Origin of the sequence: Bradyrhizobium sp. 956_D2_N1_4 (genome assembly GCF_052076025.1) — a bacterium.
Lineage (GTDB): Bacteria > Pseudomonadota > Alphaproteobacteria > Rhizobiales > Xanthobacteraceae > Bradyrhizobium > Bradyrhizobium barranii.
Window position 1 is genome coordinate 6,201,654 of record NZ_CP197237.1, and the last position, 13,515, is coordinate 6,215,168.

12 protein-coding genes are annotated in these 13,515 nt (G+C 65.6%); 1 reads left to right on the top strand and 11 read right to left on the bottom strand.

Features of this window, described 5'->3' with window-relative positions; translation table 11 throughout:
* Positions 1-6: 6 nt before the first annotated feature.
* The 10 genes from AB7535_RS29380 to AB7535_RS29425 all read right to left on the bottom strand — a co-directional run bounded on the left by AB7535_RS29380 (position 7) and on the right by AB7535_RS29425 (position 11,519).
* Positions 7-2,322 carry a TonB-dependent receptor gene (locus AB7535_RS29380; protein ID WP_354114651.1) on the bottom strand — a complete coding sequence of 772 codons (2,316 nt, stop codon included), beginning with the start codon at positions 2,320-2,322 and terminating at the stop codon, positions 7-9.
* Positions 2,303-3,376, bottom strand: a complete 1,074-nt coding sequence (locus AB7535_RS29385) for a HoxN/HupN/NixA family nickel/cobalt transporter (RefSeq protein ID WP_231143364.1) — start codon at positions 3,374-3,376, stop codon at positions 2,303-2,305. The genes AB7535_RS29380 and AB7535_RS29385 overlap by 20 nt, the downstream gene beginning before the upstream one ends.
* 253 nt (positions 3,377-3,629) lie before the next feature.
* Positions 3,630-4,370 (bottom strand): ABC transporter ATP-binding protein, encoded by a 741-nt coding sequence (locus AB7535_RS29390; protein ID WP_166344171.1) that lies wholly within the window; start codon positions 4,368-4,370, stop codon positions 3,630-3,632.
* Positions 4,367-5,215, bottom strand: coding sequence for an ABC transporter ATP-binding protein (locus AB7535_RS29395; protein WP_354114652.1), 849 nt, complete (start codon positions 5,213-5,215; stop codon positions 4,367-4,369). Before AB7535_RS29395 ends, AB7535_RS29390 begins: the two co-directional genes overlap by 4 nt.
* Positions 5,215-7,038, bottom strand: a complete 1,824-nt coding sequence (locus AB7535_RS29400; protein WP_231143366.1) for an ABC transporter permease — start codon at positions 7,036-7,038, stop codon at positions 5,215-5,217. The genes AB7535_RS29395 and AB7535_RS29400 overlap by 1 nt, the downstream gene beginning before the upstream one ends.
* Positions 7,039-7,094: 56 nt before the next feature.
* Positions 7,095-8,252, bottom strand: coding sequence for an ABC transporter substrate-binding protein (locus AB7535_RS29405; RefSeq protein WP_231143367.1), 1,158 nt, complete (start codon positions 8,250-8,252; stop codon positions 7,095-7,097).
* A gap of 55 nt (positions 8,253-8,307) precedes the next feature.
* Positions 8,308-8,892, bottom strand: coding sequence for an alkylhydroperoxidase domain protein (locus tag AB7535_RS29410; RefSeq protein ID WP_231143368.1), 585 nt, complete (start codon positions 8,890-8,892; stop codon positions 8,308-8,310).
* 12 nt (positions 8,893-8,904) lie between these two features.
* On the bottom strand, positions 8,905-9,528 hold the full coding sequence (locus AB7535_RS29415) for a CMD domain protein (RefSeq protein ID WP_231143369.1): 624 nt from the start codon (positions 9,526-9,528) through the stop codon (positions 8,905-8,907).
* Positions 9,529-9,565: 37 nt separating this feature from the next.
* Complete coding sequence (locus AB7535_RS29420) at positions 9,566-10,600, bottom strand: putative FMN-dependent luciferase-like monooxygenase (RefSeq protein ID WP_231143370.1); 1,035 nt, start codon at positions 10,598-10,600, stop codon at positions 9,566-9,568.
* 124 nt (positions 10,601-10,724) lie between these two features.
* Positions 10,725-11,519 carry a MetQ/NlpA family ABC transporter substrate-binding protein gene (locus tag AB7535_RS29425; RefSeq protein ID WP_028153283.1) on the bottom strand — a complete coding sequence of 265 codons (795 nt, stop codon included), beginning with the start codon at positions 11,517-11,519 and terminating at the stop codon, positions 10,725-10,727.
* 71 nt (positions 11,520-11,590) lie between these two features.
* On the opposite strand from AB7535_RS29425, the gene AB7535_RS29430 reads away from it, so the two are divergent.
* Entirely contained in the window at positions 11,591-11,956 is a 366-nt protein-coding gene (locus AB7535_RS29430) for a hypothetical protein (protein WP_231143371.1), read from the top strand.
* Here AB7535_RS29430 and AB7535_RS29435 read toward each other — a convergent pair.
* The gene (locus tag AB7535_RS29435) at positions 11,930-13,375 is read right to left on the bottom strand and encodes an MATE family efflux transporter (RefSeq protein WP_231143372.1); all 1,446 of its coding nucleotides are present in this window, start codon (positions 13,373-13,375) and stop codon (positions 11,930-11,932) included. The two genes, AB7535_RS29430 and AB7535_RS29435, sit on opposite strands and share 27 nt — an antisense overlap.
* Positions 13,376-13,515 lie beyond the last annotated feature (140 nt).

Consider the following 13,515-nt stretch of genomic DNA (forward strand, 5'->3'; position numbering starts at 1 on the left):
GATCGCCTAGAACGTCCCGGCGACAGTCAGGCGAAAAGTCAGCGGCTCGACCGGGTGCAGCACGTAATCCATCACGCCATTCTGGCAGACCGCCGTCGGCGCGACGCCGCCGGTGCAGAGATTGTACAGCGTGTCGGTCTTGAGCAGCGAGCCATAGGCATAAGTGATCTGGTTCGCCTGCGTGTTGAAGAGATTGAGCACGTCGAGCTGGATGCGCCAGCCGTTGTCGATGCGGTAGCCGAGGCGGCCGTTGAAGATGCTGGTCGCGGACGAGCGGAACGCATTGTCTTCCGTCAGCGGGCTCGACGCCAGATAGCGCCAGCGCAAAGTCTCGAACCAGCCGGTCTTCTCGCCGAGCGTGATGCCGGCCGAGGCCACCATCGCCGGCGCGTTCGGAATGTAATTGCCGGGCGCGTTGCCGATCTGCGCCTCGGGATAGCCCGCGAGCGAGGCGTAGACCTCCGCCTGCTCGCTGTCGGTGCCACGGAAGCGCGCATGCGTCATGGCGAGATCGGCATCGATGTCGATCCACGAGCGCGGGCGGTAATGATTGGTCCACTCGAAGCCGTAGCGGCGGCTGGCGCGGGTCGCCGAGGTATCGCCGGCATCGCCGGAGAACAGGATCTCGGAATCCTGGTCGAGGATGAAGAGGCTGAACGAGGTGTCGAGGCCGGGAACGATCTTGCTGCGGACGCCAACCTCCGCGCCCTTCGTACGTACCAGCAGCGGCGACGGCGTAAGTCGCGTGGTGGGATCGCTCGGATCTTCCGTCGTGGTCGCGCCGCGCGCGTCGTTCGAGTGCATGCCGGTGCCGGCGCCGAGGAAGAACTCGGTCTGGTTGAACGGGCCGAGCACCATGCGGAATTTCGGGCTGCCGAGCGCGGCGTCAGTGCGGCCGGAATTGTTGGCATTGAACAGCGAGTTGACGTCGGCCGCATAGTAATCGCCGCGCAGGCCGACCGTGGTCCTGAGCCAATCGGTCCAGCGCACGGTGTTCTCGGCGAAGACACCGACGCTGCCCTCGCCGACCTTGTCGCTGCGAATGCTGGAGAGGAAGCCGCGCTGGAACGTGTTGCTCAGCGCCAGATCGATCGAATCATAGCGCGATTGCAGGCCGATCGTGGTCTGCATCGGCAGGCCGGCGAACGATCCGTTCAGCGTGCGCGAGATGTTGGCGCCCGCCATCAGGCGGTCGTCGTGCTGGTGGAACTGGTCGCCGAGCACGGGATCGCTGAGGAAATAGGTGAAGTTGTTGAAGAGGTCGAGCTGGCTCTTCACGACATAGGCGTTGGCCTTCCACGACCCCACATCGTCGCTCTGCGCGATGCGGCCTGAGAGCGCAAAGCGGTTGGTGTTGCCGCCGTCGCTCGGATCTTCCGAGCCGAAGCGGTCGATAAAACCGGCGGTGATCGCACGCTGCGGCACCTGGTCGGTCGAATTCCATTTGTTCGCGTAGGCCATGCCGGTGACGGAGACGCCATCGGTCGCGGTGCCCTGGCTGTAGCGGACGAGACCGTTGAGCTTGCGCACATTGTCCGGATTGTCCCAGGGGCCGTTGTAGGTGCCGAGCTCGCCCGCGACGAGCAGCGAACCGTCGCCGACTTTCGCGGAGTCCATGCCGAGCAGGCGGCGATAGCCATAGCTACCGGCGGTCACCTGCGCGAGCCCTTTATCGGTGCGGTCGATCAGGCCGATATGGACGCTGCCGACCGAGGCGAAATCGCCCTCGTCGGCGAAGTACGGCCCCTTGCGCACATCCATCGCGCTGATGGTTTCCGGGATCAGCCAGTTGAGATCGGCATAGCCCTGGCCATGCGCGTGGGTGCGCATGTTGACGGGGACGTCATCGACATAGATGGCGAGATCGGTGCCGTGGTCGAGATTGTAGCCGCGCAGAAAATACTGGTTGGCTTTGCCTTCACCGGAATGCTGGGTCACGATCAACCCCGGCACGACTTCGAGCGCCTCACCCGGCCGCATGAACGGGCGTGCGTTGACCTCATCGCCGGAAACGGTGATCGCGCTCGCCATGCCCGGCGGGCCCTTTGCGCCGGAGGCGACGCTGCGGGCGTCCGAGACCGGAGCCTGCGTCGGCTGAGCCACGTGACCGCGATTGGCCGGGACCGGCTTGCTGGCTCGCCGCGATGCAGGCGGCCTCTTGTGAGGCTTCGTCTCGCCGCCGGAGACCTCGATCGGCGGCAGTTCGCGCGAGGCGTCACTGCTCTGCGCGAACGCGCTGCCGTCATCCGCGAGAAGCATGATGGCCGAAAATGCCGTCAACGCTCCGCGACGACGGCCAGACTCAGGCCGCCTCGGTCGCATCAGCGCCCCGAAGTACATTCGCGCGGGACGCGGCGCCCGCAAACATGCGGCGATAGAGCACGACCGAAACGAGCCAGGCGATCGCAAACAGCGCGATCACGGCGAAGCCGACATTGGCGAGCGACTCGTTGAGGCCGTCGACCAGCGTCCACACGCCACCGGTTAGACCAAGCCGGTCGGCGATCAGGCCGAGCGCCTCGATGCCACCGATCAACAGCGCCACCGCGACGGAGGCACCGGTGATGGTGAGGTTGTACCAGAGCTTTCGCAGGGGATCGACGAAGGCCCAGCGATAGGCGCTGACCATCAGCGCCGAGTCGGCGGTGTCGACCAGCGCCATGCCCGACGCGAATAGCGCGGGAAAGACCATGACATCGGCGAGTGCAGCACCGCGCGCGGCTTCGGTCGCGGAAATGCTGAGCAGGCCGATCTCGGTCGCGGTGTCGAAGCCGAGCCCGAACAGGAACCCGAGCGGGAGCATGTGCCAGGGCTTTGTCACCAGGCGGAACATCGGGCCGAGCAGGCGCGCCAGGAATCCACGGTTCGCCAGCAGCGCATCGAGCTGCGCGGCGTCGTGGACGCCCTGCGCGCGCGCGATGCGAAACGTCCGCCACAGGCCGACGAAGATGGCGAGATTGATGGCCGCGATCACCAGCAGGAACAGCGCCGACACCGATGTGCCGATGACGCCGCCGATATCCCTGAGCAGGCTGTCGCCGCCGAGGCTCACCACACCGAGTGCCAGCAGCATGGTCGCGACTACGACCACGGTGGAATGGCCGAGGGCGAAATAGAGGCCGACGCTGCGCGGCGTACCGCCCGCATGCATCAGCTTGCGCACGACATTGTCGATGGCGGCGATGTGGTCGGCGTCGACGGCATGGCGGAGGCCAAACACCCAGGCCAGCAGCGCGGTCGCCATCACCGTCGGCCGGTCACCGAACGCCGCGAAGGCCCAGGCCCATGCGGCGACGTTGGCGGCGATGAGCCCGCCGAACAGCAACACGGTGGCGGGCTCCACCGCCCGTAGGGACCATTTCGTCACGACAATCATTCCGTTCGCACGCCCCTTCGCGGCAACGGTATGATCTTTTCATAGAATGATCACACTAACCAATGCAATTCCAGGGGGCCGCTTTGCAGGAATGCTTGTAACCATCCTTCGAGACGCCCGCTGCGCGGGCTCCTCGGGGTGAGGCCTGGATTCGCCGCCACGTTGCGAGCAGACCCTCATGGTGAGGAGTCCGCGCAGCGGGCGTCCGGACGATGCTCTGCATCGCCGGGCGAACCATCAGGCCGAGGTCAAGCTACGCGGCCTCGGAGCCACCAAGATAGGCATCGCGGATGCGGGGGTCGTCCTTGAGCGCTCGCGCCGGGCCTGAGAGCACGATCTTGCCGGTCTGGAGCACATAGGCCTCGTGCGCGATCTCGAGCGCGAGGCTGGCGTTCTGCTCGACCATGAAGACCGACACGCCTTCCTGGTTGATGGTGCGGATCAACTCCAGCACGCGGTCGACATAGAGCGGCGACAGGCCCATGGTCGGCTCGTCCATCACGATCATCCGAGGACGGCTCATCAGCGCGCGCGCCATTGCGACCATCTGCTGCTCGCCGCCGGAGAGCGAACCGGCACGCTGCGACAGCCGCTGCCCAAGTTTCGGAAACAGCGTCAGCATCTTGTCGAGATCCTGCGCGATCGCCTCGCGGTCGTTGCGCACGAAGGCCCCCATCAGGATGTTCTCGCGCACGCTCATGTCCGCAAACAACCGCCGCGCCTCAGGCACAGAGGCGATACCACGGCGGACGATCTGCGGCGTGGTCAGCCCGAGCAGCGAGGCGCCGTCGAAGGTCACGTCACCCGAGCGCGGTTTCACCAGACCCAAGATGATCTTCATCGTGGTCGACTTGCCGCTGGCATTGCCGCCGAGCAGGCAGACGATATGGCCGCGGCCGACCGTGATCGACAGGTCGAAATGCACCTGCGCCTGGCCGTAGAAGGTGTTGACGTTCGAGAGCGCCAGCAGCGGCTCGGATGCGCCAGTCGTCATACCACGCTCTCCCGCTCCGGCGTCTCCGACAGGCCATGGCCGAGATAGGCCTCGATCACCTTGGGATCGCCACGCACCACTTCGCCCGGCCCTTCCGCAATCTTCTTGCCCTCGTCCATGACGATGACGCGGTCGGAGAGGCGCATCACCATCTCCAGCTTATGCTCGATCAGGAGGATGGTCAGCCCCTCGGCCTTCAGTTCGGCGACGAGGCCCTGCATCTCCGTGGTTTCGGTCGGGTTCATGCCGGCGGTCGGCTCGTCGAGCAGCAACAGGCGCGGCTTCAGCGCAAGCGCGCGCGCGATCTCGACGCGGCGGCGGTTGGCATAGGACAGGCTGTAGGCCGGCTGGTCGATCCGCGGCAGCAGCCGCTCGCCGAAGCGAGCGAGAATGGTCTTCACCTCCTCGCGCAGCCGTTCCTCTTCGTCCCTGACGCTGGCCGGACGCAACAGCGCCAGCCCCAACTCCAGCAGCGGGCCGATCACAGGCACCGCGGGCTTCACCGCGCGCAGCCGCGTGTGCGCGCCGATCAGGACATTGTCCATGACGCTGAGATTGCCGAACACGCGGCCGAGCTGGAACGTGCGCGCGATACCTCCGGCAGCGAGCCGCTCCGGCGACAGACCCGTGATGTCCTGACCTTCAAAGCTGACATTGCCGGCATCGGGCCGATCGAGCCCGGTCACGAGATTGAACAGCGTCGTCTTGCCGGCACCGTTCGGGCCGATGATGCTGATGAGCTCACCCCTGGCGAGATCGAGGTCGATGGCATCCACTGCGGTCAGGCCGCCAAAGCGACGCGTCAGCCCGCGCAGGGACAGCATGGGTGTGTGCTGCTCTGCCATCATATCGTTCCCAACAGGCCCTGCGGCCTGAACCGCACGAGCAGCAGCAGCACGATGCCGTAGATCAGGATGCGATACTCCGCCGCGATCCGGAACACCTCCGGCAAGCCGACCAGCGCGACCGCTCCGACGATGGCGCCGACCACGTTGCCGAGACCGCCCAGGATCACGACCGTCAGCGCCAGGATGGATTGCTGCGTGTTGAAGGTCTCGTGGTTGATGTAGGAATAGAGATGGGCGGCGATGCCGCCGCTGACGCCGGCGGCAAAGCCGCCGAAGATGAAGGCCAGCGACTTGTAGCGGTTCAGGCTGAGGCCATAGGCGCGCGCGGCGATGTCGTCGTCTCTGATAGCGCGAAAACTGCGGCCGAGATGAGAGCCGAGCAGCCGCCCCTGCAGCAGCGCCAGCACGACCATCACGATGAAGCTGAACCAGTAGATCGAGGTCGGGCTGACCAGATCGTAGCCAAACAGCGACAGCGGCGGAATGCCGGAGATGCCGATCGGGCCGCGCGTGACGCTCTCCCAGTTCAAAATCACCAGCGACACGATCTCGCCGATGGCGAGCGTCGCGATCGACACGTAATGCCCGCGCAGGCGGAACGACGGCGAGATCAATGCCGTGCCGAGCGCGGCACTCATCAGGCCACCGGCGATGATGGAGAGGCCGACGGGGACGTTGAGGGTCAGCGACAGCAGCGCGGAGGTGTAGGCGCCGATCGCGAGCAGCGCGGCATGTCCGAGCGAGACCTGTCCCACCGTGCCCGCAACCAGCGTCAGGCTGAGCGCGAGCATGCCGAGCAGCCAGGCGTTGATCAGGGTCTGGAGCACGTAGAAGGACACCGGGAAGAACGGCAGGATCGCGAACACGCCGGCGGCGACCAGCAGCGCCCAACGCGGAATCCGCACCGGGCGGCTCGGCGCGATGAAAGTGCCGGTGAGCGGCTCGGGTGGCGCCTGTCGCGCGCTGGCGAACAGGCCGTTCGGGCGAAGCACGAGCACGATGACCAGCAGCAGGAACGCGAACAGATTGCGGTAGCTGGTGCCGAACACGGCGACGCCGTAGCTCTCGACCAGCCCGAGCAACAAGCTGCCGATCACGGCGCCCGGCACGTTGCCGGCACCCCCGACCACTTCCGCAACGACGCCCTTGAGCGTTGCCTGCAGGCTCATCGCGGTGTCGATCTGGTTGTAGTACATACCGACCAGCAGGCCGGAGACGCCACCGAGCGCGGCGGCGATGCCGAACACGGCCTGATTGACGCGGTTGACGTCGACGCCCATCTGCATCGCGGCATCGCGGTCCTGCGCGGTGGCGCGCACCGCCCAGCCGAGCTTGCTGTAGCGCAGGAACACGAACAGCAGCAGCGCGCTGGTGAGACCGACGCCGGCGATCAGCAGATCAAGCGGTCCGATCGTGCCGCCACCGACCTGGAAGCGCACGTCAGGCAGCTGGCTCGGCAGCGCGCGCGGATTGGGCGAGAAGGTCAGCATCACCAGCTGATCGAGCACGAAGCTGATGCCGATGGTCGCGAGCAGCGGTGCGATGCGTACCGAATTCTGGAGCGGACGCAGGCCGAACCGTTCGATGATCAGTCCGACGATCGCGGCCGCCACCGCGACCACGATGATGGTGAGCGGCAGCGGCGTATGCAGCTGCACCACCGCGACCCAGCCGATATAGGCGCCGACGAGATAGATCGAGCCCTGGGCAAAGTTGATCAGCCGGCTGACGCCGAAGATCAGCGCAAGCCCGACCGCAACGAGCGCGTAAACATTGCCGACGATCAGCCCGTTGATCGTGTAGTCGAGCCAGGAAGACACGCTGATATCACCGCGTAGAGAGGAAAGCGGCCGGAGCCCCCGCTCCGGCCATCAAGTCAGGTCGGCTTGCCGTCCCAGAGCGCGAACTGGCCCTTGCGCACGACGAGCTCGGCGTTCATGGCGCCCTTGACGCGGCGGGTCGCGACGTCGAACGTCGCGGCGCCGAAGATGACGCTCGGCACGTCCTTGACCTTGGTGAAGGCGTCACGGACCGCCTTGCGGTCGGTGCCGCCGATCTTCACCACGGCAGCCGCCATATTCATCGCATCATAGGCGTAGGCGTTGAAGGCGTCTGGCTCCAGACCGTTGTACTTCTTCTTGAAGCCGGCGATGAATTTCTGCACCTCGGGCCGCGGGTCTTCCGGGAAGTAGCGCGTGCCGACATGGACCTCTTCGACGGCATCGCCGCCCAGCTCCAGGAATTTCGGCGAGTAGACCGAGCTTGCCGCACAGATCACCTGCTTCAGCCCGACCTGTCGCGCCTGACGCGCGATCAGTGCACCGTCGGAGTAGTAGGAGATCAGGATCAACCCGTCCGGATTGGCATCACGCACACGCACCAGCGTGGAGCGGAAGTCGCGCTCCTCCGCGATATAGCCCTCGGTGACCGCGATCTCTGCGCCATATTCCTTTGCAGCATTGACGAAATAATCGCGGCTGGTGCGGCCCCAATCCGTGTTGAGGTGCAGCACCGCGAGCTTCTTGAGGCCGAGGCGCTTCACCGCATAGGACGCCAGCAGCGGCTGCTCGTCGGCCTGGCTGACCGAGGTGCTCCACATGAAGTCGCCGCCCTTGGTGAAGTCAGGATGCGAGTTGGTGAAGCCGAACTGCACCAGGCCCGCGCGCTGATAGATCGGCGAGGCCGCCATCGAGGCCGGGCTGGAGAAGTCGCCGAGCTCAAGGACGATGCGGGGATCGGAGACGAACTTCTGCGCGATCGCCACCGACTGGCGCGGATCGCTCTGGCTGTCCTCGAAATTGTAAGTGAGCTTGCGGCCGTTGATGCCGCCGGCCGCCTGGATCTCGTCCAGCGCGAGGTCGAAGCCCTGCTTCCACTGCGTGCCATATTGCGCGTTCGGCCCGGTCAGGGGACCGCTGACACCGAGCAGGATCGGTTCAGACGATTGCGCGAAGGCGCCGCGCGAGAAGGCTGCTCCCGCCATCATGGTGGCGAGCGAGCCCTTGACCAGGGTACGACGATCGATGTTGCTCATGCACGGCTCCATCCAGTGTTGAAACAAACAGCAATTCTTGTGCCGGTGAGATTGCCTATTTCGAGGGCTCACCGAGTGACAGCATCAGCCGGTTCGCCCAGTTGAAGAACGAGGCGCCGTTGATGACGTCGACGATCTCGGCATCGTCGAGGCCGGCGCGGCGCAGCTCCGCGATATTCTCAGGCCCGAAGGCAATCGGCGTCGCGGCCAGCGCGACCGAGGCCTTGATCACCGCATTCCAGCGCTCGCCAAGGTCGGCCTTGACGCCTTCGTCGAGCAGGCGCTGCACGTCGTCGCGGCGCTTGGAATAGGTGCTGGCGAAACGCGCATGCACCGAAGCGCAGTAGATGCAGCCGTTGTAGCGCGAGGTCGCGGCCGCCGCGAGCTCGCGCTCGGCGCGCGGCAGGCCATCGGCGACGTTGTAGAAGATGTCCTTGTCGGTCTTGGTTCGGGCTTCCAGCACCTCGGGATCACGCACGAGAAGGCGGAAGTAATCGGACTTGGCACGGGAGCGATCGACCAGGCCCGCGAAATGCCGCTCGGTCAATTCTGCCTCGGGCAGCGGCTCGATCCACGACACCCAGCCGAGCTCGTCCTGGGTGAAGACGACGGGCGGATTGACGTTGTTTGCAGCGCTCATGATGCAGTCTCCTTACGCGCCGGCCGCAGCGCTTGCGATGCCCAGCGAGGCGCCGAGCACGCGGAGGCCCGTGACGACGCGCACCTGGAACGACAGGAACGCGACGAGCTGAGAGAAGGTGACGATGCCGGTGTCGGACCAGCCGGCGGCCAGCAGCGCCTTCATGTCGGCGGACGCCGCATCGCGCGGGCGAAACACCAGCAGATGCGCATGCTCCAGCGCCGCGGCGAGCCTGGCGCCAAGAACGGACTTGCCCTCCGCACTCACGCGATAGATCAGGCCGGCCGTGTTTTCGACTGACAGCGGTCCGGCCGGATACGCACCGTAAGGGCCTGACGTCTCGCCGCGCCCGATTTCGACCTCGATCGCCTTGGCCAGGCGCGCACCATCGGCGGTCGCCGCGAGCTTCGCCCGATAGAAGGCGGCCACATTGGGCTCGCGGTGAAGGCCGATCACGAAGAGCGCGACTGCGGCACGCTCCACAAGCGAAAAATCGCCGGCGTCGATCGGCTCGAACAGCGAGAGATAGCTCTTCTGCGCATTCTCGCGCGCCTGCAGGCGGCGTCCGCGAATGCCATCCAGAGCCGTGCCCGGTTCGATCCCGGCAAGCGTGTCGATGATATCTTTCGTAGCCATCATTCAGCCTCGTGCAACGCGATCATGTTCGCTCCGATCAGCCCGCCAGAGCCACGTCAGCCGCCGTCCGGGCCCAGCCCAGTGCCGGCGCGACTTTCTCGGCGACAAGCTCGATCGAGCGCAGGATATGAGGATGCGGCGCGTCCACCGAATGCGCCTGGAAGACGAGGTCGGTCACCCGCTCCAGCGTGGCATCGGCGCGGAGCGAGGCGATGACGTCGTCGGCCGCACCGACATGGGTGTCGAATGCGATGATCATCTCCTCCAGCGTCTCGCCAGGCCTGGCATGACCGCCCTTGAGGAACTGCGGCAGCGCGCGCCGCAGCCCGATATCGGCAAGGCGCATCGCTTCAGTCCGGTCGTCGGCGACGAAGACGCTGCGTGAGGCCATGATCCGGGGCTCGCATCCCGGCGGAAGCGCTTCGAGGTAGGCATCGATGACCGGATTCTGGATCTCGGCGAGCGTGGCCTTCGGCGCCTCCTTGGTCCGGGGCTGGGTGCGCGACAGCAGCAGGCCATCGCCGGCCTTGCCCGCGCGCGCACCACCGGCGACCGAGAACGTCGCCTGCCAGATCCGCTTGTCCAATTGGGGCCGCTGCGGATACAGCGTATCGCCGCCGGTGAGCGGCTTGCCGATCAGGGCGGTGCGGACCACGTCCAGATTGCGGGCAAAGATCTCGTTGCGTTGGGCGCTGTCGAGGCCGAAGGCGGCAAAGGCCGACGGATTGCCGCCGGTGCCGACGCCGAGCTCGAAGCGGCCGTTGCAGAGCAGATCGAGCACGGCGGCATCTTCCGCCACCCGCACCGCGTTCTCCAGCGGCAGCGTGACGATGCCGGTGCCGAGACGGATGCGCGAGGTTTGCGCCGCGACGTAACCGAGGAAGGTGAAGGGCGACGGCAGGCCGCCCTCGCGCTCGTGAAAATGATGCTGCGCGATCCACGCGGAATCGAGGCCCGCTTTCTCAGCGCGCACGATCTGCTCGGCGGCGAAGCGGTAGCGCTCCCCTGGCGGGGCTTCATCGAGGAGCCGCGTGAAGAACCCCAGTCGTTTCAGGTTTGCAAAGCGTTTCATACGACCCCTGTCGGGCGAGGATGGGCCCCGATGATGTCGGTTGCCGCAGTTCCAGACAAGCGGGCATTGCGCAAGGCTGCCCGCCGGATCGCCCCCTGCGCTGGACCTTGGCTAGGCAGATTGCCTACCAGCTCGGCAGCACCGCACCCTTGAACTTGGTCAGGACGAACTCCTTGACCTCGGGCGTGTGGTAGCTGTCGACGAGGATCTTGACCCAGGGCTTGTCCTTGTCGGCGGCACGTACCGCGATCAGGTTGACGTAGGGTCCCTTCGGGTCCTCGCGCAGGATCGGATCCTTGACGGGATCGAGGCCCGCCTGGGTTGCATAATTGGTGTTGATCGCAGCGGCATCGACATCGTCGAGCGCGCGCGGCGCCTGCGCCGCATCGACCTCGATGAATTTCAGCTTCTTGGGATTCTCGGTGACGTCGAGCACCGTCGGCTTGAAGCCCGTGCCGTCCTTCAGCTTGATCACGCCCTTGTCGCGCAGCAGCAGCAGCACGCGGCCGCCATTGGTCGGATCGTTCGGGATCGAGACCTTGCCGCCCTCAGGGATATCGGCGAAGGCCTTGTGCTTCTTCGAATAGACGCCGATCGGGAAGTTCACGGTCAGCCCGACGGATTCGATCTTGTAGCCGCGGTCGGCCTTCTGGTTGTCGAGATAAGGTTGGTTCTGGAACGAATTGGCCTGGATCTCACCGGCATCGAGCGCGGCATTCGGCACGACGTAGTCGGAGAACTCGATCAGCTGGATGTCGAGGCCCTGCTTGGCGGCGATCGGCTTCACCGCCTCAAAGATCTGCGCATGCGGGCCCGGCGTCACACCGATCTTGATGGTCTCGGCGGTTGCTGCGGCCGACCAGGCGGCAAGCGCGGTTGCGAGGATCAGGGGGAGGCGAAACGACATCTTGGTCTCCATCACGCGGGCGGCAATCAGTGAAACCGTATTCGCTTCTCCGTGAGGCGAAATCAATGAAATGAAAATCCATAATGACTACCGGTGACGGACTCTCGTTCTCCATTTGGCGCAAAATAGGAAACGAATTCGCAGGTCATGGGGCGCGTTGCGCAAGCGTGATGGGCATCACGGCAAAGTGTCACCCCGGATGCGAGATTGGCGGCAAGGCCAGCAAGGAGTTCAGCCATGACCGCCCTCGCCGCCCCGAAGTTCGCCAGCCGGAAGCGCCTAGGAGCCTCTATGCCCTGCTCCAGGGCGTTCCGTTCAATTCCGGCGTCGCCCTGACGATGAAGCTGATCAGCGCGTCGTCGCTCAAGTTGCTGAGCAATCTGCTGCTGCTGTCGGCGCTGCCGGCATCCAGTGATGCCTGTTTACTCGGAGCGCCACGTCCACGGTGACAGCATGATCAGGACGCAGATCGCGGCATAGGCGACGAGCGAGGCCGTGACCATGGTGGCGAGACCCGCCATGCCCGCGCCAAAACTCGCCACCGCGATCCAGCCGCCGCCGGCCGCGATCAGGATGCGCGCAAAGGACGAAGCGAGCGGCCCCATCGCTCGGCCGGTGCCTTGCACCGCGAACGAACTGACAAAACCGAAGCCGAGCGCGGCATAGGCGGGCGCGACGATGCGCAAATAGGTCATGCCCTCGCTGACGACGTCCGCGTCATGGCTGAAGAGGTGCAGCCAGGCTGTCGGGAAGATCGCGACCAGCAAGCCGATCGTGCCGGTCATGATCATGCCGACCACACCGCTGATCCAGCCGATCTTTCGTGCCCGCGCGGTCTGGCCCGCGCCCATGTTGACGCCGACCATGGTCAGCGTCGCCGTGCTGATGCCGAACAGCAGCGGGATCATGATGTAGTCCAGCCGCGAGGCAATGCCGTAGCCGGCGAGCGCGGAGGTGCCGAACAGCCCGACCGCGCCGGTAACGAGAATAACGGTGAGGTTGGTCAGCACCGCGTTGAACGCGGTGGGGATGCCGACCTTCAGCATGTCGCCGAAGATTTTTGCGCGCAACGGCACGATGTGCAGCTTCAGGCCAGTCGCGCCCGTCGACATGTAGCGCAGCAGGAACAGCATCGCCGCGCCGTAATAGAGGCCGAAGGCTATGCCGGCGCCGCCGATGCCGAGCCGCGGGATCGGCCCGAACCCGAAGATCAGTGCCGGCGAGACCGGAATGGTCACGATGGCGCCGACCAGCGTCACCAGGGCCGGCACTTTGACGTTGCCGGCGCCGCGCAGCGCGGCAGCCTGGAGGTTGACGATCCACACCGGAATGGCGCCGGCGAACAGATAGTTGGAATAGGTGGTGGCAGCGCTAAGCGCACCGTCGGTGCCGCCGAGGGCACGATAGAGATGCGGACCACCGAGGACGACGCCGAGCGTGAACACGCCGCCGGCAATGATCGCGAGCACCACGGCATGAAACAGCGCCGCCTCGGCATCGGCGCGGCGGCCGGCTCCAACCGCGCGCGCCACCGAGGACGCAACGCCGGAGCCGAACCCGCCGTTCGACATCATGGTCATCAGCATGAAGATCGGGAACACCAGCGCGGCGCCGGCGAGCGCATCGGTGCCGAGATAGCCGACATAATAGGCCTCCGCGATGTTGACCGCGGTCTGCGCCACCAGGACGGTCACGGTCGGCAGCGCGAGCTTGAGCAGCGTGGGCAAGATCGGCGCGGTCAGGAGCGCGGCGCGTCTTTGCTCAGCCGCGCTTGGTGCGGGCGGAGCCGTCTGGCGAAGCGGCGCCGCGGTGTGGGCCACGAATGGCGCGGCGGACAAGGCCGGCGCGGCGGCATCTTCGACGGACATGGTTCGATCCTGTGGTTCCCTCGGACCGCCCGGTCGGCCGCCCATTGCATTATGATCATAATGTATTAGTATGATCATAATGCAATAGAGCAGACCTCACGTTTTTGTGGCATAGGGGGCGGCGGGTTCGCAGGAGGCGG